This is a genomic window from Streptomyces sp. IMTB 2501 (assembly GCF_001953885.1).
Lineage (GTDB): Bacteria > Actinomycetota > Actinomycetes > Streptomycetales > Streptomycetaceae > Streptomyces.
On record NZ_MQUS01000049.1, the window covers coordinates 29,875 to 48,381 of the forward strand.

Here is an 18,507-nt window from a genome sequence, read left to right on the forward strand (position 1 = left end):
TCAGGTCTGCCGGGCGTGCATCGGGTTGTGGGCGACCTCGTCCGGGCATCCGCGGTGAGTCCCGCGCGTCCGCCGGTCGCGCTGCCGGTCGAACGTCGCGAGGGCCAGCGACGCCGCCATGCCGACGAGCGCGGCGCCCAGCGCGGTGTCCAGGGCGCCCCGGTAGTCATGGCTCCTGCCGAGCACCAGGTAGAAGAGGCCGGGCAGGGCGGCGGTCCCCATCGCGGCACCGAGCCGCTGCCCGGTCTGCAGGGCGCCGCCCGCCGCGCCCGCCATGTGCACGGGTACGTCCCGCAGGGTCATGGTGATGTTGGGGGAGACCACGAAGCCGCCGCCGATGCCGCCGAGGAACAGGACGGGGGCCGCGAGCCACGGCGCGATGCCGATGGGTGCGAAACGGAGCAGCAGCGCGGTACCGCCCAGGCCGAGGATCACGCCCGTGAGGCCACAGACGGTGAGCAGACGGCCGAACCGGTCCACCAGCCGGCCGGCCACTACGGCCGCGCACGCCGAGCCCAGGGCGAAGGGTGTCACGGCGAGACCGGACCGGAGCGGCGTGAAGCCCAGGCCGTGCTGGAAGAAGAGCGCGAAGACCAGCCACACGCCGCTGAATCCGATGAAGTAGAGCGTGCCCACGCCGGCGCCGACGGCGTAGCCGCGCACGTCGGTGAACAGCCGCGGGTCGAGCAGCGGCTGGCCACCCCGGGTGACGAGCCGGCGCTGCCACCGGGCGAAGACGAGGAGGATCACGGCGCCGGCCGGGAACAGCCACCACAGGCGGCCGAGGCCGCCGGAGTCCGCCTGGACCAGCGGGAACATCAGCGCGAGGACACCGAGCCCGAGGAGCAGCACGCCCGGCAGGTCCACGTGTCCCCGGCCGGAGCGCCGGGTGCTGGGCAGCAGCCGGCGGCCCAGGAGAACGGCGAGGATACCGATGGGGACGTTGACGTAGAAGATCCACCGCCAGCCCTGGGGACCGGAGGCGAGGGCGAGGATGGCGCCGCCGGTGATGGGGCCGGCGGCCGAGGATATGCCGACGGTGGAGCCGAAGAAGCCGAAGGCGCGGCCGCGTTCGGCACCGCGGAACATCTGCTGGATGAGCGCGGAGTTCTGCGGCGCCATGAAACCGGCCGCCAGCCCCTGGGCGAGGCGGGCCACCACCAGCAGCGTGATGTCGGGGGCCGCCCCGCAGACCGCGCTGAAGACGACGAAGCCGCTGAGGGCGAGCAGGAAGATGCGCCGCCGGTCCAGGGCGTCGCCGAGCCGGCCGGCGGTGACGAGGGCGAGGGCGAAGGTGAGCGCGTATCCGGACACCACCCACTGCACCTGGGCGGGGGAGGCGTGCAGATCCCGCTGGATGGTGGGCAGGGCGACCGCCACGATCGTCACGTCCAGCAGGCTCATGAAGCCCGCCACCAGGGTGACCCACAGGGCCCGCCACCGGTGCGGATCCGGCTCGTACCCGGCCTCCTGAGGGATCTGGTTCCCGCCGTGAGCCGCTGACGCCGCCGCTGTCACCTGGGCTCCTCTCGCCAAGGCCGCACCCGGATCACCAAGGCTGCCCCCGGATCGCCGACGCCGCCTGAGAAAACCACGTTCCCCCACCTGGGCGATGGCACACCACACAGCCTGCTACCGCGGTCTGCCCGGGGCAAAGGCAGGCCGGGCGGCTCGCCGATGCCGTCCGTGGACCGTGGACGACGCAGCCGCTCGCCGAAAGGGTGCCGTCGTCACCATCAGTAGCCGTCCGGGTGCCGTGCGAAGGAGGTCGTTTGAGCGCGTGGGAACTGCGCACGTGTCGTGCGGGGGACGGCCGGCGGCGAAAGGATCACCGTGATGGCGGCGACCGGCACTTACGAGCCGGCGGATCCCGCGGCAGTCAGATGCCACCGGGTGCTGTTCCGCGCGATGGAGAAACGACGCCACCCGAAGCTGCGCCGCAGCGACAGCACCGTGACCGACGAGGCCGCGGTCAAGCGCGCCACGAAGGCAGCCGCGCTCGGGAACGCGATGGAGTCGTACGGCTTCGGCATCTACAGCCATCTGGCTTCGACCCTCGGGAAGGTCTTCTTCACGACGGGCAACGACACCGCCCAACTGCTCGGCTCCTGCGCGACGTTCGCGGTGGCCCTCCTGGTCCGTGCCGTCGGCGGCATGGCCTTCGAGCCGCTCGGCGACAAGGTCGGCCGCAAGCGCATCCTCCTGCATGCTGCTCTCGTACGTGCCGGCCTACCTGTCCGACGAACTCGCCTACGGCACCGGCCACGGGCTGCTGATCCTGCTCATCGTGATGGTCCTCCAGATGTGCGTCATCAACCGGGTCGGCCGGCTGTCGCACCGCTTCGGGCGTACACCGCCGCTGATGACGGGATGCTCGGCATTCTCTTCCTCTCCGGGGAGAGGCCCATCAGCAGCAGCCCCAGGGGGATGAGGGCGACGCTGCCCCACCGGATGAGGACGAAGGACCGCAGGTGCCCTCTCGGTCGCCCGCAACCTCGCCACCTCGCTCTTCGGCGGCACCACCCTCATGCCGGCCTACTAGCCGGAAACGGCCAACCAGCCCCTCGTCGGCTCCCCGCCCTCCGTCGGAACGGAGGACGAGGCGGCCGCGCTCGTACAGGCCCGCTCCCCGCGCCCGAAGTTCTGACCACGGTCACGTCTGACCACGGCCGAAAATCCGCCGAACCTTTCCCCCACCTCCCGCATCACACCTGAGGTAAGGCGAGTTACCGAGCCGCGAACGAAGGGACGAACGCTCACCATGACTCACCCGCACCAGAGCCAGACGCCTCAGACCGCTGTGGTTCCCCGGTCCGACCGGCGCCTGCGCCGCGGACGCGCGATGCTCGCCGTGGCCACGGCAGCCGGACTGGGCCTCGCCGGTGCCGGGGTGGCGCAGGCCGCCCAGGCCGGTGCCGCGACGGCGACGCCCACGTGCGCCGTCTCCGCGCTGAGCGCCTCGTTCGGCGAGGGCCTGGCCGGCGGCATGAACCATCAGGGCGTGGTGCTGAACCTGAAGAACACCAGCGCCCACACGTGCGCGCTGCGGGGCTTCCCGGGCCTCGGCCTGGAGAACGGCTCCCACCGCACGCTCCACTCGACCACCCACTGGGGCGATACCTGGTACGCGAAGAGCCCCGCCAAAACCACCCTGACCCTCCGCAAGGGCCAGAGCGCGGAGGCAGTCATAGCGTGGACGCACGCCAACACCGGCACCGCCGACGCCGTCCATGCCTCCTATCTCCAGGTCACCCCGCCCGCGGCGACCAGCCACGAGACGCTCAGGTTCCCGCAGTGGGTCGACAACGGCGACCTTGAAGTCACCGCCCTCGCGCACCGGATCAACGTCACCCCCTGAGGACGGTCCGGCCCCGCTGTCCTGTGGCTTGATCCGCCGGACAGGTCTTAGCGGCCGCGCGCCGTCAGGCGTTCCCGTTGGGGTACGACGGTGTACTTGGGATCCTCGGCAGAGGCCACCCCGGCGTGGAACACGCCGAAGCGCAGGGCCGCCGAGCCGGTGAGCAGCGCGGCCGCGGCCGCCAGGGCCAGGCGCCGGTCCCGCCCCGCCGGCAGGGCGAGGGCCGCGCCGCCCGCCGTGAGCAGCTCCGCCGCTCCGAGCAACAGCCGCGGTCTGCCCTGCTCGAAGGGCTCGGCGGCCAGGCCCATGCGCCGCTTCATCGTCCGGAAGGCACCCAGTTCCAGAGCGGCCCCGAGTACGGCAAGCCGACGGGCCGGCCCCGCCTGTGCGGTCGGCGCCGTGGCCAGGGCCAGGCCGGACGCCGCGGTGGCGGCGGAGCCCGCGAAGACGAACGGCAGCTCGCGGTAGCCCTCGTGCCAGGACGGCACCGCAGTGTCCGAGAGCAGCACCGCGGTGTACGTCGCCACCGCGGGGCCGAGTACGGCGGCCGCCGCCGTCGCGGCCGAGCCCAGCAGCCGGTGGCGGCCCGCCACTTCGGTGGCCGCCGCGGTGAACGTCAGCGGCGCGTATCCCGCCAGCAGCCACGAGCCCACGCTCATCGCGGAGGTGGGCTTGAGGACCCGGAGCATGTTCAGGAAGCGGGCCGGGCGGCCCAGATCGTGTACGAGCGCGGCCAGCGACAGCGAGATGGCACCGGCCGCCCCGAGCTTCGCCGGTCCCGCGAGCCGCGGCCGGCCGGTGGCCTGCGCCCCGGCCGCCAGCAGCGAGGAAGCCCCGGCCAGCCCACCGAGGTACAGATACCCGGCGATGTCGAGGGCCTTCCACGTCGGCCTGGCCAGCACGGGCCTGCCGTAGTACGACGAGAACTCGGTGTCCGGCACCATCGGCTCCCCGCCCCGCCCGCGCCGACGCCGATGCCTGCGGCGGCCCGAGCCCTGGTCGCGCCCGGCGTCCGACTCCGTCACCGGATCCTCCGCACGAAACCGCTCAGGGCGAGGGCGGCCAGGGAGGCGGCGGCCCAGGCCGCGTGCCGCCACATGGCGGGCAGGTCCCGGGTGGTGACCATCGGGTCCGGGGGCAGGCCGTAGACCTCCGGTTCGTCCAGCAGCAGGAAGAACGCCCCGGCACCGCCGACCCCGTCGTCCGGGCTCTCGCCGTACAGCCGCGCATCACCCACGCCCGCGGCGTGCAACTGCGCCACCCGGGCAGCCGCCCGCTCCCGCAGCTCCTCCACCGGCCCGAACTGGATCGAGTCGGTCGGGCAGGACTTCGCACAGGCCGGTTCCATACCGACGCCGAGCCTGTCGTAGCACAGCGTGCACTTCCACACCCGGCCGTCGTCCTCGCGCTGGTCGATGACGCCGTACGGGCAGGCGGGCACGCAGTAGCCGCAGCCGTTGCAGATGTCGGGCTGTACGACGACCGTGCCGAACTCGGTGCGGAACAGCGCACCGGTGGGGCACACGTCCAGACAGGCGGCGTGTGTGCAGTGCTTGCACACGTCGGAGGCCATCAGCCAGCGCAGTTCGGTGCGGCCGTCGGGGCCGACCGGGGAGATCCGGGCGGCGGCCGCGAACACGTCGACGTCGTCGTGCGCGACCCCGGGCTCCGGTCCGCCGAACGGCTTGCGCTGCTCGACGAAGGCAACATGCCGCCAGGTGTCGGCGCTGAGGCCTTGCGTGTTGTCGTAGGACATGCCGGTCAGGGTGAGCCCGTCCTCCGGGACGGCGTTCCACTCCTTGCACGCCACCTCGCAGGCCTTGCAGCCGATGCACACCGAGGTGTCGGTGAAGAAGCCCATCCTCGGCGGGGCGTCGGCATACCCGGAGGTACCGGCCACATCCGGCTCGGGCCCGTACAGCAGATGTCCGCGGACCTCGTCGCCGTCCCTCATTGCCGCACCTCCTCGCTCAGGATTCCGCGCACTCCTCGGTCCTGAGGGTGGCACGGGTGTCCGTGCTCCGCTCGCGCGAAGGGAACGGGAGGTACGGCGCACCGGTGGGCGGCCCGATGCCAGCCGCGGGGTCAGGCGCCGGTGACGACCCGCATGAAGACGACCGGTGCGGAGCCGTCGTTGCGGCAGGCGTACTGCTGGTCGCTGGCGATGACCGCGCTCCGGCCGGGAGCCACCACGTGCGGTCCGCTCTCCAGCGCCAGGGTCAGGCGGCCCGAGAGCACATGAGGATCTCCTGGGCGCCCGGCCGGTCGGGTTCGGCGTCGTAACGGCCGCCGGGGGCCAGGGTCCAGCGCCACAGTTCGGCTCGCGGTTCCCGCGTCGCGCCCACGAGCAGGGCCTGACTGGCTCCCGCGCATTCTGCACCCGGCTGCCGGAGTGGACCGGTGTGCTGCACCCCGGGCGCCGCGTTCGGTGTCGAGCACACCGTGCGCATCGGCTTCGCCGACGCCACCGAGACTCTGCGCACCGGCCTGGACCTGGTCGGCGGGTTCCCCGACCACCTCGCCCAGGTCTGACCGCGGACGGACTCACCCGTTCCCGGCGGTGAGCGGCACAGTGGCCGTGACCCGCTTGCCGTCGGACAGCCAGGTCACCTCGAGGCCGCCGGACAGCATCGCGACGAGAAACAGCCCGTGCCCGCCGATGCGCAGGGGATCGGGAGTCCGCCGCCGGAGCGGCTCGGTGGAGGTGTCCGTCACCGAGACGCGCAGCGCGGCGCCGTCCGGCGTCAACTCCAGGCGCAGGGCGCACGGGCCGGGCGCATGCCTGGCCGCGTTGGTGACGAGTTCGCTGACGACGAGCTGGGCGTCCTGCACCGAGCGCCGCGCGGGCGCGGGACGTACCTGGGAAAGCAGGGCGGCGACGGCGTCCCTGGCGTCGGCGATGCGGGGTACGCCGGTGTCCCAGGCGTGGCTGTAGCAGAGCGGGCGGGTCCGCGTCGTCGCGTGGGTCCCGAGCGGCGGGATGTCCATACGGGTCGCTCTCTCCCTCCTGGCCAGGGTCTCTTCCTGTGCGTACGGGCTGTGCCCACGGGATTGTCCCGTCACTGCCCGGTTACCCGCTGGGCCGTCGGACAAGGTGACGTTCGCCGGGATTCCGCCGATTGCACAGGAGGCCCTGGTCACAGGCGCCGGTCCGGGCGAATTACTTACGCTTGGTTGAACAGTCCAGACTGATAAACCTATCGTCAGTAACCATGGACACGGTTGTACTGGCCGCCGCGCTGCGGCTGACCATGGGCCGGACCGTCCGCCGACTGCGTCAGGCGCACGCGGTCGGGGACGTCACGCTGTCCGGTGTCTCGGTGCTGGCCCGGCTGGCTCGTACCGGTCCCGACTCGCCCGGCTCGCTCGCCGAGTCCGAGCGGGTCCGGCCGCAGGCGATGGCAAGCACCCTCGCCGGACTCGAACAACGCGGGCTGGTGAGCCGTACTCCCGACACGGCCGACGGCCGGCGGGCCATCGTGTCGATCACCGACGAGGGACGGACGATGCTGGAGCAGCGCCGTTCCGAGTCCGTGGGCCGCCTCGCCCACGCCCTGGACGAGTTCACCCCGCAGGAGCGGCAGGCCCTGCAGGACGTCCTGCCCCTGCTCGACCGACTGGCGGAACGACTGTGACCGGCCCCGCACCAGCCCCGCACGGCCCGGCCTCGCGTGGCGCCGACGGGGCCGGCATACGCGCCCGGCTGCTCGCCCGTTCCGCCCGGCTCCGGGACACACCTCCGGGCCCCGGCTACAAGTGGGTCGCCCTCTCCAACACCACGCTCGGCGTCCTGATAGCGACCATGGACGCCTCCATCGTGATCATCTCGCTGCCGGCGATCTTCCGCGGGATCGGCCTCGACCCCCTCGCGGCCGGCAACATCGGCTATCTGCTGTGGATGATCCTCGGCTATCTGCTGGTGTCGGCCGTCCTCGTGGTCGTCCTCGGCCGGCTGGGCGACATGTTCGGCCGGGTCCGGATCTACAACCTCGGCTTCCTGGTCTTCGTGTGCGCCTCCGTCGCTCTGTCCCTCGACCCGTTCCAGGCGGGCGCGGGCGCGCTGTGGCTGATCCTGTGGCGCATCGTGCAGGCCTTCGGCGGCTCCATGCTCACCGCCAACTCGGCCGCCATCCTCACCGACGCCTTCCCGGCCCGGCAGCGTGGCATGGCCCTCGGCATCAACCAGATCACCGCGCTCGCCGGGCAGTTCCTCGGCCTGCTGGCCGGCGGTCTGCTCGCCGCGGTCGACTGGCGGGCGGTGTTCTGGGTGAGCGTCCCGGTCAGCATCACCGGCACCGTCTGGTCGTATCTGAGCCTGCGCGAGACCTCGGCCGGCGGCCGCGGCCGCATCGACTGGCTCGGCAATCTCACCTTCGCCTCGGGCGCCGGCATCCTGCTGGTGGGCATCACCTACGGCATCCAGCCCTACGGCGGCCACCCGACCGGCTGGACCAACCCCTGGGTGCTCACCGGCCTGATCGGCGGCGCCTTCCTGCTGCTGGTGTTCTGCTTCGTCGAGACCCGGGTCGCCGAGCCGATGTTCCGGCTGTCGCTGTTCAGGGTGCGGGCGTTCGCCGCCGGCAACCTCGCCGCACTGCTGACCGCGATCGCCCGCGGCGGACTCCAGTTCATGCTGATCATCTGGCTGCAGGGCATCTGGCTGCCGCTGCACGGCTACGACTTCGAGGACACCCCGCTGTGGGCCGGCATCTTCATGCTCCCGCTCACCCTCGGCTTCCTCGTCGCCGGACCGGTCTCCGGCTATCTGTCCGACCGGTTCGGCGCCCGCCTCTTCTCCACCGCCGGACTGCTCGCCGTCGCCGCGTCCTTCCTCGGCCTGCTGGCCCTGCCGGTGAACTTCGACTACGGCGTCTTCGCGGCCCTGTTGCTGCTCAACGGCCTGGGGCAGGGCATGTTCTCCTCGCCCAACACCTCCTCCATCATGGGCAGCGTGCCGGCCCGCTACCGGGGTGCCGCCTCCGGGATGCGCTCCACCTTCCAGAACTCGGGTACGGCCCTGTCCATCGGCGTCTTCTTCTCGCTGATGGTCTCCGGGCTCGCCGGCACCCTGCCGAAAACGCTCAGCAGCGGACTCCAGGTGCACGGCGTGCCCGGCGGGACCGCGCACGAGGTGGCCTCGCTGCCGCCGGTCAGCACCCTGTTCGCCACGTTCCTCGGCAACAACCCGATCGGCCATCTGCTCGGCGGCGGCACCCTGGACCAGCTGACCGCCGCGCAGCGCGCCACCCTGACCGGCCACACCTTCTTCCCGGAGCTGGTCTCCGGGCCCTTCCACCACGGCCTGACCGTCGTCTTCGGCGTGGCCACGGGCATGGCCCTGGTCTCCGCGCTCGCCTCCGCCCTGCGCGGCGGCCACGAACGCGCCGACGACGACCCGTCCGAGCCCGGCCCGCACCACGGCACGAAGGGACAGCCGGCATGGCGCCCAGCGCGCTCCTCGTGACGGACGTCCAGCGCTCCCTCGTGGACCGATTCGACGAGGACGGCCACCTGCCGCGCCTCGTCGGGGCTGCCGGGGCCGCCCGCGCGGCCGGGCTGCCGATGCTCTACGTGGTCATCGGCTTCCGCGCCGGACATCCCGAAGTCAGCCCGCGCAACAAGGTGTTGAGCACGGTCGCCGGTTCCGGCCGGTTCGCCGAGGGCGACCCGGGGGCGGAGATCCACAGCCGCCCCGCGCCCCGGCGAGGTCGTAGGGCGGGATCGACCATCTCGTGCTCACCGGCATCGCCACCAGCGGCGTCGTCCCTGTCCACCGTGCACCAGGCCGCCGACCTCGGCCACCGCCTGACCGTACTCGCGGACGGCTGCCTGGACAGCGACCCCGAGGTGCACGATGTCCTCACCCGGAAGGTCTTCATCAAGAACCTCACCCCGGACCGGCACTGACCGGCGTACGCCCGCGGCACGGTCCAGGGCGCCGACCGCTCCTTGACGAACTCGTTCGCCGGGAGACCGGTCAGTGCTCGCGGCGCAGCCGTACGACATGCCGTGCGGCGAAGGCCGCGATCAGTGCGGCGGCGGCCACGAGGACGTAGAGCTGGTAGCGCGAGACCTCGTCGTAGACGGTCGTGATGTGGCTGCCGACCAGGTAGGCCAGAGTTGTCCAGAGGCCGACCCACAGGGCCGCGCCGAGCGCGTTGAAGGCGAGGAAGCGGCGCCAGTGCATGCCCGTGGTGCCGGCGATGATGCCGTTGGCCTGACGCAGGCCCTCGATGAACCGGGCCACGGTCACGATCTTGCCGCCGTGCCGGCCGAAGAACGCCTCGGTGGCCGCGAACCGCTTCGGCGTCAGGAAGATGTACCGCCCCCACCGGTGCACGAAGGCCCGCCCGCCGACCCGTCCGATCAGATAGCCGATGTTGTCCCCGACGACGGCCGCGGTGAACGCGATGAGAGCGACGCCCACGACGTTCAGCCGCCCCGCGCCCGCGTACACCCCCGCGGCCAGCAGGATCGTCTCACCGGGCGCGGGCACTCCGAAGTCCTCCACCAGGACCACGGCCCCCACGGCCCAGTAGCCGTAGTGGCCGAGCAACGGCGCGAGATGCGCGAGCGGACCCGGAAGCGGAGGGGCGGCCATGCCTCCACGGTACGTCGCCCCGATCGGCGCGCTGGTGTCCGGCCGAGCGGCTCAGGGCCGCCCGACGGTGTCCTGGTCGCGCACGACCGGCCGCGGGATGTCGCCCGTGACCTCGGATGGCGTGCGGCCGGTCAGCCGCAGGGCGATCGGCTCGGTGCAACGGGCCGTCAGCGGGCCGAGGACGACGAGGATCAGCACATAGGCCGTGGCCGGCGGCCCGAGACCGGAGTCGATGCCGGCGGTGACCGCGAGACCGGCGATGACGATGGAGAACTCGCCGCGCGCGACCAGGGTGCCGCCGGCCCGCCAGCGGCCCTTGGCCGAGATCCCGGCGCGCCGCGCCGCCCGGTACCCGGTCGCGATCTTGGTGAGAGTCGTCACGACGGCGAGGGCCAGCGCGGGCAGCAGCACCGGCGGGATGCTCGCGGGGCCGGTGTGCAGCCCGAAGAAGACGAAGAACACCGCTGCGAACAGATCCCGCAGGGGCGCGAGGAGGTGGTGGGCACCCTCGGCGACCTCTCGGGACAGGGCGATGCCGACGAGGAAGGCGCCGACGGCTGCCGAGACCTGCAGTTGCTGGGCGACACCGGCGACGACCAGCGTCAGGCCGAGCACCACCAGCAGCAGGTTCTCGGGGTCGTCGGTGGAGACGAAGCGGGAGATGTGCCGGCCGTGACGCACGGCGAGCAACAGGACGAGGCCTGCCACCCCGAGGGCGATGGCCAGGGTGACGCTGCCGGCGGCGAAGCCGGTGCCGGCCGGCAGCGCCGTGACGACCGGCAGACAGACCGCCATGGACAGGTCCTCCAGCACCAGGATGCTGAGGATCACCGGAGTCTCCCGGTTGCCGATCCGGCCGAGGTCTCCGGGTACCTTGGCGATCACCCGGACGAGGAGATCCAGGTGATGCCGGCCAGGACGACGGCGGCGATCGGGCCCCAGCCCAGCAGCAGGGCCATCGCGGCGCCGGGCAGGGTGTTGAGGGTCATGTCGACCAGGCCGGCCGGGTACTGGGTCTTGAGGTGGGAGACCAGGTCGCTGGCCGTGTACTCCGGACCCAGCATGAGCAGCAGCAGTATCACGCCGATCTCGGCACCGATCGCCACGAACTCCTCGCTGGCACCGAGCGGCAGCAGCCCGCCCTCGCCGAAGGCCGGACCGGCCAGCAGATACAGCGGGATCGGAGAGAACCGCAGCCGTGCGGCGAGCCGGCCGAGCAGTCCGAGGCCCAGGATGATGCCGCCGAACTCGATCAAGAAGACGGCGGAGGAGTGCATGCGGATCACTCCCGGCCGAGTATCGCCGCGGCCGCGTCGGCGCCCTCGCGGGTGCCGATCACGGTCAGCGTGTCCCCGCCGGCCAGCCGGAAGCCGGGGCCGGGGGAGGGGATCGCCTCGGCGCGCCGCAGTACCGCCACGATCGACACGCCGGTCTCGGTGCGCATCCGGGTGTCGCCGAGCGGCCGGCCGTTCCGGTACGACGCCGCGGACAGCGCGATCCGCTCGGCGGCCAGGCCCAGTTCCGTAGTGGACAGCAGGCTGGGGCTGTGGTGCGTCGGCTTCAGAGTGCCGGCGAGGGCCTCGGCCTCCTGGCCGGACAGCCGTCCCGGTGGGCGACCACCGACAGTCCGCGCTGCTCGTGGGTCGTCAGGTCGTACCGGACACCGATGCCTGGCAACGGCGTCCTGCTCGTGCGTACGGCGCCCATGGCCGCCCCCCTGCCCGACTTGAATGCCTCTTGGTGGAAGCATTACTCGGAGCCTACCCGGCGGCTTGTGGCCGTCGGCGGGGCTCCGGTCGGGCAGGGGGTGCGGCGAATCGATCGTGGATCGGCCGTGAATCGGTCGCGCGGGCGGTGCGGCGCGAACCGGTCGGGAGGGGAAGTCGCGATCTAGTCGGGAGGGGAAGTCGCGATCTATGAGTCGATGCGGGCGGCGCCCGCATCGTCATCGGCGACTGTCTGACATGCGTGACACAGCTCGTGCTCCCCGTCGCGGGTGACGACGGTGCCCCAGCCGAGGCACACCTCGCAGTCGCGGGCGAGTCCCAGGTCGGGATGGGGAGGAAGAAGGGGGCTGCGGTGGGCTCCGTGCGCCATGGGGGTGGTGGCTCCTTGGAGGTCGCGGAGGAGAGGTGACGGCGGTGCCGTGAGTGATGACAACGCTGTCGACGTGCCTATAAGTATGTCCGACTTATCCCCTCTGTCTGTGACGTACGTCACTTTCAGGCCGTCTCTTCGGTTCCGGTGCGTCACCCGAGCCGGCCCAGCCGAGCCTCCCGCCACAGGTCCACGCCGCCCTCGGCGGCGTGCTTGTCGATCTCGGCCAGCTCCTCCGCCGTGAAGTCGAGGTGCTCCAGCGCGGCGACGTTCTGCTCCAGCTGCTCGGTGCGGGAGGCGCCGATGACGAGGGACGTCACCCGCTCGTCGCGCAGCGCCCAGGCCAGCGCCAGCTGCGCCAGCGTCTGCCCGCGCCGGGCCGCGATGCCGTTCAGGGCGCGCAGCCGCCGCAGCATGTCGTCCGTCAGCCAGGACGTGTCGAACGACGTGCCGCGTGCCGCCCGCGAGTCCTCCGGCACACCGTCCAGGTAACGACCGGTCAGCAGGCCCTGGGCGAGCGCCGTGAAGCCGATGACCCCGAAGCCCTCCTCCTCGGCCGCGTCCAGCAGGCCGTCCGTCTCGATCCAGCGGTTGAGCATGCTGTACGACGGCTGGTGGATCAGCAGCGGCGTGCCCAACTCCCGCAGGATCGCCGCCGCCTGACGGGTGCGCTCGGCGTCGTAGGAGGAGATGCCGACGTAGAGCGCCTTGCCCTGGCGTACGGCGGTGTCGAGCGCACCCATCGTCTCCTCCAGCGGTGTGCTCGCGTCCAGCCGGTGGGAGTAGAAGACGTCCACGTAGTCCACGCCCATCCGGCGCAGCGACTGGTCCAGTGAGGCCAGTACGTACTTCCGGGAGCCACCGCCCTGCCCGTAGGGGCCGGGCCACATGTCCCAGCCGGCCTTGGTGGAGATCACCAACTCGTCCCGGTACGGCGCGAGGTCCCGCTTCAGCAGCCGTCCGAAGTTCAACTCGGCCGCGCCGTACGGCGGGCCGTAGTTGTTGGCCAGGTCGTGGTGTGTGATCCCGAGGTCGAAGGCGCGCAGGGCGATCTCGCGCTGGGTCTCGAAGGGGCGGTCGTCGCCGAAGTTGTGCCAGTAGCCCAGGGACAGGACGGGCAGGTCCAGCCCCGAGCGGCCGGTGCGCCGGTAACGCATGGTGCCGTCATAGCGTGCGGGGTCCGCGACGTGGGTCATCGGGTCTTCTCCGGGTGGTGCCGTAGGGGGTGCCCCTCCGTGTCCGGACGGGTCCGTCCACCCTGTGCCTTCGTGTCGCGCAAGTCCAACCGCCGTCCCGGATGGGATTGAGCGGTTCCGCTTCTGAATCGGCTGCGCCCCAGTCACCCCCGCCGACAGCGCTTGTCCGATCCTACGAACTTCGCGCGGATCGGGTTACCGCCCCTCGTCATCTTTGATAGGAAACTTTCCTACCAATAGCGGAACGGACCAACTCCCCACCCCCCGCCTCGACTTGGAGTCCCAGTGGTGCACGCAGACCGCGAAACAGCCCCCGCCACCGTCTCCCGCCGCACCGTCGTCGCCGTGCTCGGCGCCGCCGTCGCCTCCGGTGCGCTGCTCGGAACCCAGCGTGCCCTCGCGGCACCCGCGGCCCTGCGGGCCGCGTCGGGCCTCGACGACCCGGCGAAGAAGGAGATCGCCATGGAACTGGTGTCGAGCGCGGAGAACTCCTCGCTCGACTGGAAGGCCCAGTACAGGTACATCGAGGACATCGGCGACGGCCGCGGCTACACCGCCGGCATCATCGGCTTCTGCTCCGGCACCGGGGACATGCTCGACCTCGTGCAGCTCTACGCCGACCGCAAGCCCGGCAACGTCCTCGCCAAATACCTGCCCGCCCTGCGCAAGGTCAACGGCAGCGACTCGCACGACGGCCTCGACCCGAACTACCCAAAGGACTGGCGCAAGGCCGCCCAGGACGCGGTGTTCCAGCAGTGCCAGAACGACGAGCGCGACCGGGTCTACTTCAACCCCGCGGTCGCCCAGGGCAAGGCGGACGGCCTGCGCACCCTCGGCCAGTTCTGCTACTACGACGCCATCGTCATGCACGGCGACGGCGACGACCCCACCAGCTTCCGCAACATCCGCGGACGCGCCCTGCGCAGTGCCAAGCCGCCGGCGCAGGGCGGCGACGAGACGACGTACCTCAACGCCTTCCTCGACGCGCGGGTGTGGGCCATGAAGCAGGAGGAGGCGCACAGCGACACCAGCCGGGTCGACACCGAGCAGCGGGTCTTCCTGCGCAAGGGCAACCTCGACCTGAACACCCCGCTCGACTGGAAGGTGTACGGGGACAGTTACCACATCGGCTGAACCGCGGGCGCTACGACGCGTGCGGCAGGCCGTCCGGCGCGGACACCCGCTCCACAGTGCGCAGTCCGGCGGCCTGCCGCTTCGTGATGTGCTCGATCAGAGTGATCGCCAGGGCGGCGGCCGGCACGTCCAGGGCCTGCGCCGCCACGAGCAGCGGCAGCGAGGTACCGCCCGCCACCTGGGTGCCCACCAGGGACAGCACCGCATGCCCGAGCCAGGCCGCCCACCACGCGTTGACGAGCAGCTCACCGCGGCCCGGGTCCGCGCCGGCGGGGCCGCTCGCGCGCCGTACGTCGAGCAGGAGCCCGCGCGGCGCCCAGAAGTTGATTCCCGGGATCAGCCACGCGAGCACGGACCACGCGGCCGAGCCGCGCACCGCACCGGGTGAGAGGAGTTCGGCATTGCGCCGGCAGCGGGCGAACCAGGCCAGGAACAGAACGACCGCCGCCGTCATCACATAGACGTGGATCATCGACACCCGGGCGGCCTCGGCGGTCGTCGAGACCGACGGATGCAGCAGATGAGCGCGGACCTTCAACGCCCGCACCCACTCGACACCGGCCACCGCCGCCATGGTGAACTGGGCGGAGCGAGCGAGGAACCAAGGGGCCTGGGCGGCGGATACGGTCACGGTGGAAGGCCTGTCTGGGGGAAGGCGCCCTGCACGTGCGGCAGTACGGCGCGAAGATCGGAGCACCGGATCATAAGGCGGGGCGCACTCGCGTGTCAGGGTCCTGACGAGCAAAGATGGGCGGTGAGCGATCGATCCGACGACGCGGAGGACGGACCCATGCCGCACGAGCGAGCCGGCCTGCCGGCCGGTTTCGAGGACCTTGTCGACGTGGCCCGGCTGGTCACGGCGTACTACGCACTGCACCCCGACCCGGCCGACCCGGCCCAGCGGGTGACGTTCGGCACCTCCGGGCACCGGGGCTCGTCCCTGGCGACCGCCTTCAACGAGGACCACATCGCCGCCACCAGCCAGGCCATCTGCGAGTACCGCACGGCCCAGGGCACCGACGGCCCCCTCTTCCTCGGCGCCGACACCCACGCCCTGTCCGAGCCCGCCAAGGTCACCGCGCTGGAGGTGTTCGCCGCCAACGGCGTGACCGTGCGCATCGACAGCGCCGACGGCTACACACCCACCCCCGCCGTCTCGCACGCGATCCTCACCCACAACCGCGGCCGCACCTCCGGCCTCGCCGACGGCGTGGTCGTCACCCCGTCCCACAACCCGCCCGCCGACGGCGGCTTCAAGTACAACCCGCCGAGCGGCGGACCGGCGGCCTCCGACGCCACCTCCTGGATCCAGGACCGGGCCAACGAGATCATCACGGGCGGCCTGAAGGACGTACACCGAGTGCCGTATGCGCGAGCACTCGCCGCGGAGACGACCGGGCGGTACGACTTCCTCGGCGCCTATGCCGGCGACCTGCCGAACGTACTCGACCTGGACGCCATCCGTGCGGCCGGCGTGCGGATCGGAGCCGACCCGCTCGGCGGCGCCTCAGTCGCCTACTGGGGCCGTATCGCCGAACAGCACGGCCTCGACCTCACCGTGGTCAACCCGCACTCCGACCCCACCTGGCGGTTCATGACGCTGGACTGGGACGGGCAGATCCGTATGGACTGCTCCTCGCCGTACGCGATGGCCTCCCTCATCGAGCAGCGCGACCGGTTCCGCATCGCCACCGGCAACGACGCCGACGCCGACCGGCACGGCATCGTCACCCCGGACGCCGGCCTGATGAACCCCAACCACTACCTCGCGGTCGCCGTCTCCTACCTCTACCGGCACCGCGAGCAGTGGCCCGCCGACGCGGGCATCGGCAAGACGCTGGTCTCCTCGACGATGATCGACCGGGTCGCCGCCGACCTCGGCCGTCAACTGGTCGAGGTCCCGGTCGGGTTCAAGTGGTTCGTGGACGGACTGGTCGGCGGCGCCCTCGGGTTCGGCGGGGAGGAGTCGGCTGGCGCGTCCTTCCTGCGCCGCGACGGATCGGTGTGGACCACCGACAAGGACGGCATCCTCCTGGCCCTGCTCGCCTCCGAGATCACGGCCGTCACGGACCGGACACCGTCCGAGCACTACGCCGACCTGACCGCCCGCTTCGGCGCACCCGCCTACGCCCGCATCGACGCGCCCGCGACCCGTGAACAGAAGGCGCTGCTCGGCAAGTTGTCCCCGGCGCAGGTCACCGCCGACTCGCTCGCCGGAGAGAGAGTCACGGCCGTACTCACCGAGGCGCCCGGCAACGGCGCCGCCATCGGCGGCATCAAGGTCACCACGGAGAACGCCTGGTTCGCGGCCCGCCCTTCGGGCACCGAGGACGTCTACAAGGTCTACGCCGAGTCCTTCCTCGGGTCGGACCATCTCGCCCGGGTGCAGGAGGAGGCCCAGGCCGTGGTGCTGGGCGCGCTCGGCGGCTGAGACGTCGACGGCGGCCTACGGCATCCCGTACCGATGGCCGCCGCCGGCTCGGCAGCGCCGATTCAGCCGTGCCGACTCGGGGTCACCGGCTCAGCCGTGCCGGTGTCCTTCGTCCAGCCGGGCCAGGACCGCCCGCGCCATGGCCTGCTCCCCCTGGGCGTTCGGGTGGGCCGGGGCCGCGGGTGCGGTCGGCTGGAGCGGTTCGATCCAGCGGTCCGCGGGTGCCTTGCACATGTCGTGGCCGATTGTCGGGGTGTAGGTGTCGGCGTAGTCCGCCCGGTTGAGGCCGGCCACCACGCGCAGCATCAGGTTGAGCCGCTTCTCGGTGTCGCGCAGATAGGCGAAATCCCTCCGCGCGAAGGGGACCTGTGGGAAGCAGCCGCTGCCGTCGTCGGGCAGCAGGTCCGGGTAGCCGACGACCAGCACGCGCGCGTGCGGAGCCCGGGCGTGCACGGCCCGCAGCACCCGGTCGACCTTCGGCGCGGTCCGTACGATCGCGAGGGTGAGCTGGTCGTAGCCGGACGCCTGGTAGGAGCGCTCGCAGGGGTTGCCCGTCGGGTCCTGGGCGGCGAGGCGTGCGCAGGTGCTGATGATCGGGCCGAACCCGACGTCGTTGCCGCCGATCTGGACGGTCACCAGATCCGTGTTGCGCCCCAGGGCGTCTAGTTGGGGCTTGTTGGTGCCCTGCGCCTGCCACATCTCGGCGGTCGTCGCGCCGGAGCAGCTGGCGTCCGTGAAGGCGGTCACCTTCCGCTGTGCCGCCACCAGCGTCGGGTAGTTGTGGTCGGAGCGCGCGCAGTTCGCGTCCACCTGGCTCGGGATGCCCGGGCCCGCGGTGTAGGAGTCGCCGAGAGCCACGTAACGGACATCGTGGCCGGGTCCTGCGGAGTGCGCGACGGCTGGTGTCGTGGAAGCCGCGACGAGGGCGCACCCGCCCAGCGCCGCCGCCACGGCAGCCCGCCGCCGGACTCTCGTACCGTCCGCCGATCGTGTGTCGTTCGCCATGAATCCTCCCCCTGAGCCGGTGTATAGCCCGGTCGGCGCACCGGCGTGCGCCACTCGTGCGTTCGACTGGGTCTGTATACCGCCCGGTAGGTCTCGCGGACCAGCAGCGGGACGCAACGACTTGAGGGGCGGGGGCCAACCGGTGTTCTGCACTACCCCATCCGGTGGCTTCTCGCCACCGGAGCGTTATTCGCGGCGCAGATTTCCTGATCATTCCACTATCGAGCCCTTGGGACTGACCAGCCGTCATAAAGCTCTGACCCAAGTCGAGGAGAGTGGAGAGTATGACGACATCGCCGCGACGGCGATCCGTTCTGGCGTCGGCCGCCACAGCCGCCGCGCTGGCCGCAGCCACGCTGGCGACCGCGGGAGCCGGCTACGCCCAGGACCGCACCACCCCGCCCCCGTACCCGAACGAGCCCGCACACCCGCGTCACGTGGAGAAGCCCACGTCTCCGATGAAGCCCGAGTACCCGGCTCATCCCGAGAAGCCCTTCGCCCCGGTGAAGCCCGAGTATCCGGCTCATCCCGAGAAGCCTGCTATGCCGGTGAAGCCCGAGTATCCGGCACATCCGGAGAAGCCTGCTATGCCGGTGAAGCCGGAGTATCCGCAGCGTCCGGTGAAGCCGGCGTATCCGGAGAAGCCTGCTATGCCGGTGAAGCCGGAGTATCCGCAGCGTCCGGT

At 71.7% G+C, this 18,507-nt stretch carries 17 protein-coding genes and 5 pseudogenes; 9 read left to right on the forward strand and 13 right to left on the reverse strand.

Features of this window, described 5'->3' with window-relative positions; translation table 11 throughout:
- On the reverse strand, window positions 1-1,518 hold the full coding sequence (locus AV521_RS43320; RefSeq protein ID WP_076097245.1) for an MFS transporter: 1,518 nt from the start codon (window positions 1,516-1,518) through the stop codon (window positions 1-3).
- A 318-nt stretch (window positions 1,519-1,836) separates the two neighbouring features.
- Here AV521_RS43320 and AV521_RS47265 point away from each other — a divergent pair.
- Window positions 1,837-2,647: pseudogene (locus AV521_RS47265) on the forward strand (hypothetical protein).
- Window positions 2,648-2,761: 114 nt separating this feature from the next.
- The gene (locus AV521_RS43335) at window positions 2,762-3,358 is read left to right on the forward strand and encodes a DUF4232 domain-containing protein (RefSeq protein WP_076097251.1); all 597 of its coding nucleotides are present in this window, start codon (window positions 2,762-2,764) and stop codon (window positions 3,356-3,358) included.
- A gap of 47 nt (window positions 3,359-3,405) precedes the next feature.
- Here the strand turns inward: AV521_RS43335 and nrfD are convergent, their stop codons facing one another.
- The 4 genes from nrfD to AV521_RS51905 form a co-directional block, all read right to left on the reverse strand.
- On the reverse strand, window positions 3,406-4,302 hold the full coding sequence (gene nrfD / locus AV521_RS43340; protein ID WP_076097253.1) for an NrfD/PsrC family molybdoenzyme membrane anchor subunit: 897 nt from the start codon (window positions 4,300-4,302) through the stop codon (window positions 3,406-3,408).
- A gap of 77 nt (window positions 4,303-4,379) precedes the next feature.
- On the reverse strand, window positions 4,380-5,312 hold the full coding sequence (locus tag AV521_RS43345) for a 4Fe-4S dicluster domain-containing protein (RefSeq protein WP_076097255.1): 933 nt from the start codon (window positions 5,310-5,312) through the stop codon (window positions 4,380-4,382).
- Window positions 5,313-5,443: 131 nt separating this feature from the next.
- On the reverse strand, window positions 5,444-5,596 hold the full coding sequence (locus AV521_RS49885) for a hypothetical protein (RefSeq protein ID WP_179023835.1): 153 nt from the start codon (window positions 5,594-5,596) through the stop codon (window positions 5,444-5,446).
- Window positions 5,578-5,703, reverse strand: coding sequence for a hypothetical protein (locus AV521_RS51905; protein WP_256725953.1), 126 nt, complete (start codon window positions 5,701-5,703; stop codon window positions 5,578-5,580). The genes AV521_RS49885 and AV521_RS51905 overlap by 19 nt, the downstream gene beginning before the upstream one ends.
- Window positions 5,704-5,758: 55 nt before the next feature.
- On the opposite strand from AV521_RS51905, the gene AV521_RS51910 reads away from it, so the two are divergent.
- Complete coding sequence (locus AV521_RS51910) at window positions 5,759-5,890, forward strand: hypothetical protein (RefSeq protein WP_256725954.1); 132 nt, start codon at window positions 5,759-5,761, stop codon at window positions 5,888-5,890.
- Window positions 5,891-5,902: 12 nt separating this feature from the next.
- Here AV521_RS51910 and AV521_RS43350 read toward each other — a convergent pair whose 3' ends face one another.
- Complete coding sequence (locus tag AV521_RS43350) at window positions 5,903-6,346, reverse strand: ATP-binding protein (RefSeq protein WP_076097257.1); 444 nt, start codon at window positions 6,344-6,346, stop codon at window positions 5,903-5,905.
- Window positions 6,347-6,570: 224 nt separating this feature from the next.
- Between AV521_RS43350 and AV521_RS43355 the strand changes: the two genes are divergently transcribed.
- From AV521_RS43355 to AV521_RS43365, 3 genes and pseudogenes are all read left to right on the forward strand, one after another.
- Entirely contained in the window at window positions 6,571-6,993 is a 423-nt protein-coding gene (locus tag AV521_RS43355; protein WP_076097259.1) for a MarR family winged helix-turn-helix transcriptional regulator, read from the forward strand.
- A 167-nt stretch (window positions 6,994-7,160) separates the two neighbouring features.
- On the forward strand, window positions 7,161-8,822 hold the full coding sequence (locus tag AV521_RS43360; RefSeq protein ID WP_256725955.1) for an MFS transporter: 1,662 nt from the start codon (window positions 7,161-7,163) through the stop codon (window positions 8,820-8,822).
- Window positions 8,798-9,265: pseudogene (locus AV521_RS43365) on the forward strand (cysteine hydrolase family protein). Before AV521_RS43360 ends, AV521_RS43365 begins: the two are co-directional and overlap by 25 nt.
- 70 nt (window positions 9,266-9,335) lie before the next feature.
- On the opposite strand, the gene AV521_RS43370 reads toward AV521_RS43365, so the two are convergent.
- From AV521_RS43370 to mgrA, 5 genes and pseudogenes are all read right to left on the reverse strand, one after another.
- Complete coding sequence (locus AV521_RS43370; protein WP_076097263.1) at window positions 9,336-9,959, reverse strand: DedA family protein; 624 nt, start codon at window positions 9,957-9,959, stop codon at window positions 9,336-9,338.
- Window positions 9,960-10,010: 51 nt separating this feature from the next.
- Window positions 10,011-11,236, reverse strand: a pseudogene (locus tag AV521_RS43375) (cation:proton antiporter).
- 5 nt (window positions 11,237-11,241) lie between these two features.
- A pseudogene (locus tag AV521_RS43380) lies at window positions 11,242-11,666 on the reverse strand (cation:proton antiporter regulatory subunit).
- A 207-nt stretch (window positions 11,667-11,873) separates the two neighbouring features.
- On the reverse strand, window positions 11,874-12,056 hold the full coding sequence (locus AV521_RS43385) for a hypothetical protein (RefSeq protein WP_076097265.1): 183 nt from the start codon (window positions 12,054-12,056) through the stop codon (window positions 11,874-11,876).
- A gap of 152 nt (window positions 12,057-12,208) precedes the next feature.
- Window positions 12,209-13,252, reverse strand: a complete 1,044-nt coding sequence (mgrA, locus tag AV521_RS43390) for an L-glyceraldehyde 3-phosphate reductase (RefSeq protein ID WP_076097268.1) — start codon at window positions 13,250-13,252, stop codon at window positions 12,209-12,211.
- Window positions 13,253-13,537: 285 nt separating this feature from the next.
- Here mgrA and AV521_RS43395 point away from each other — a divergent pair, with 285 nt between their 5' ends.
- A complete protein-coding gene (locus AV521_RS43395) occupies window positions 13,538-14,386 on the forward strand; it encodes a chitosanase (protein WP_076097270.1) in 849 nt (282 codons plus the stop codon).
- Window positions 14,387-14,396: 10 nt separating this feature from the next.
- Here the strand turns inward: AV521_RS43395 and AV521_RS43400 are convergent, their stop codons facing one another.
- Complete coding sequence (locus AV521_RS43400) at window positions 14,397-15,017, reverse strand: DUF4328 domain-containing protein (protein ID WP_079249705.1); 621 nt, start codon at window positions 15,015-15,017, stop codon at window positions 14,397-14,399.
- Between the two features lie 159 nt (window positions 15,018-15,176).
- Between AV521_RS43400 and pgm the strand changes: the two genes are divergently transcribed.
- Window positions 15,177-16,817, forward strand: coding sequence for a phosphoglucomutase (alpha-D-glucose-1,6-bisphosphate-dependent) (gene pgm / locus AV521_RS43405; protein ID WP_076097272.1), 1,641 nt, complete (start codon window positions 15,177-15,179; stop codon window positions 16,815-16,817).
- 90 nt (window positions 16,818-16,907) lie between these two features.
- Here pgm and AV521_RS43410 read toward each other — a convergent pair whose 3' ends face one another.
- Window positions 16,908-17,822, reverse strand: a complete 915-nt coding sequence (locus AV521_RS43410; RefSeq protein WP_076097275.1) for an SGNH/GDSL hydrolase family protein — start codon at window positions 17,820-17,822, stop codon at window positions 16,908-16,910.
- Window positions 17,823-18,106: 284 nt separating this feature from the next.
- Here AV521_RS43410 and AV521_RS50200 point away from each other — a divergent pair.
- Window positions 18,107-18,507, forward strand: a pseudogene (locus tag AV521_RS50200) (hypothetical protein); the annotation flags it as partial.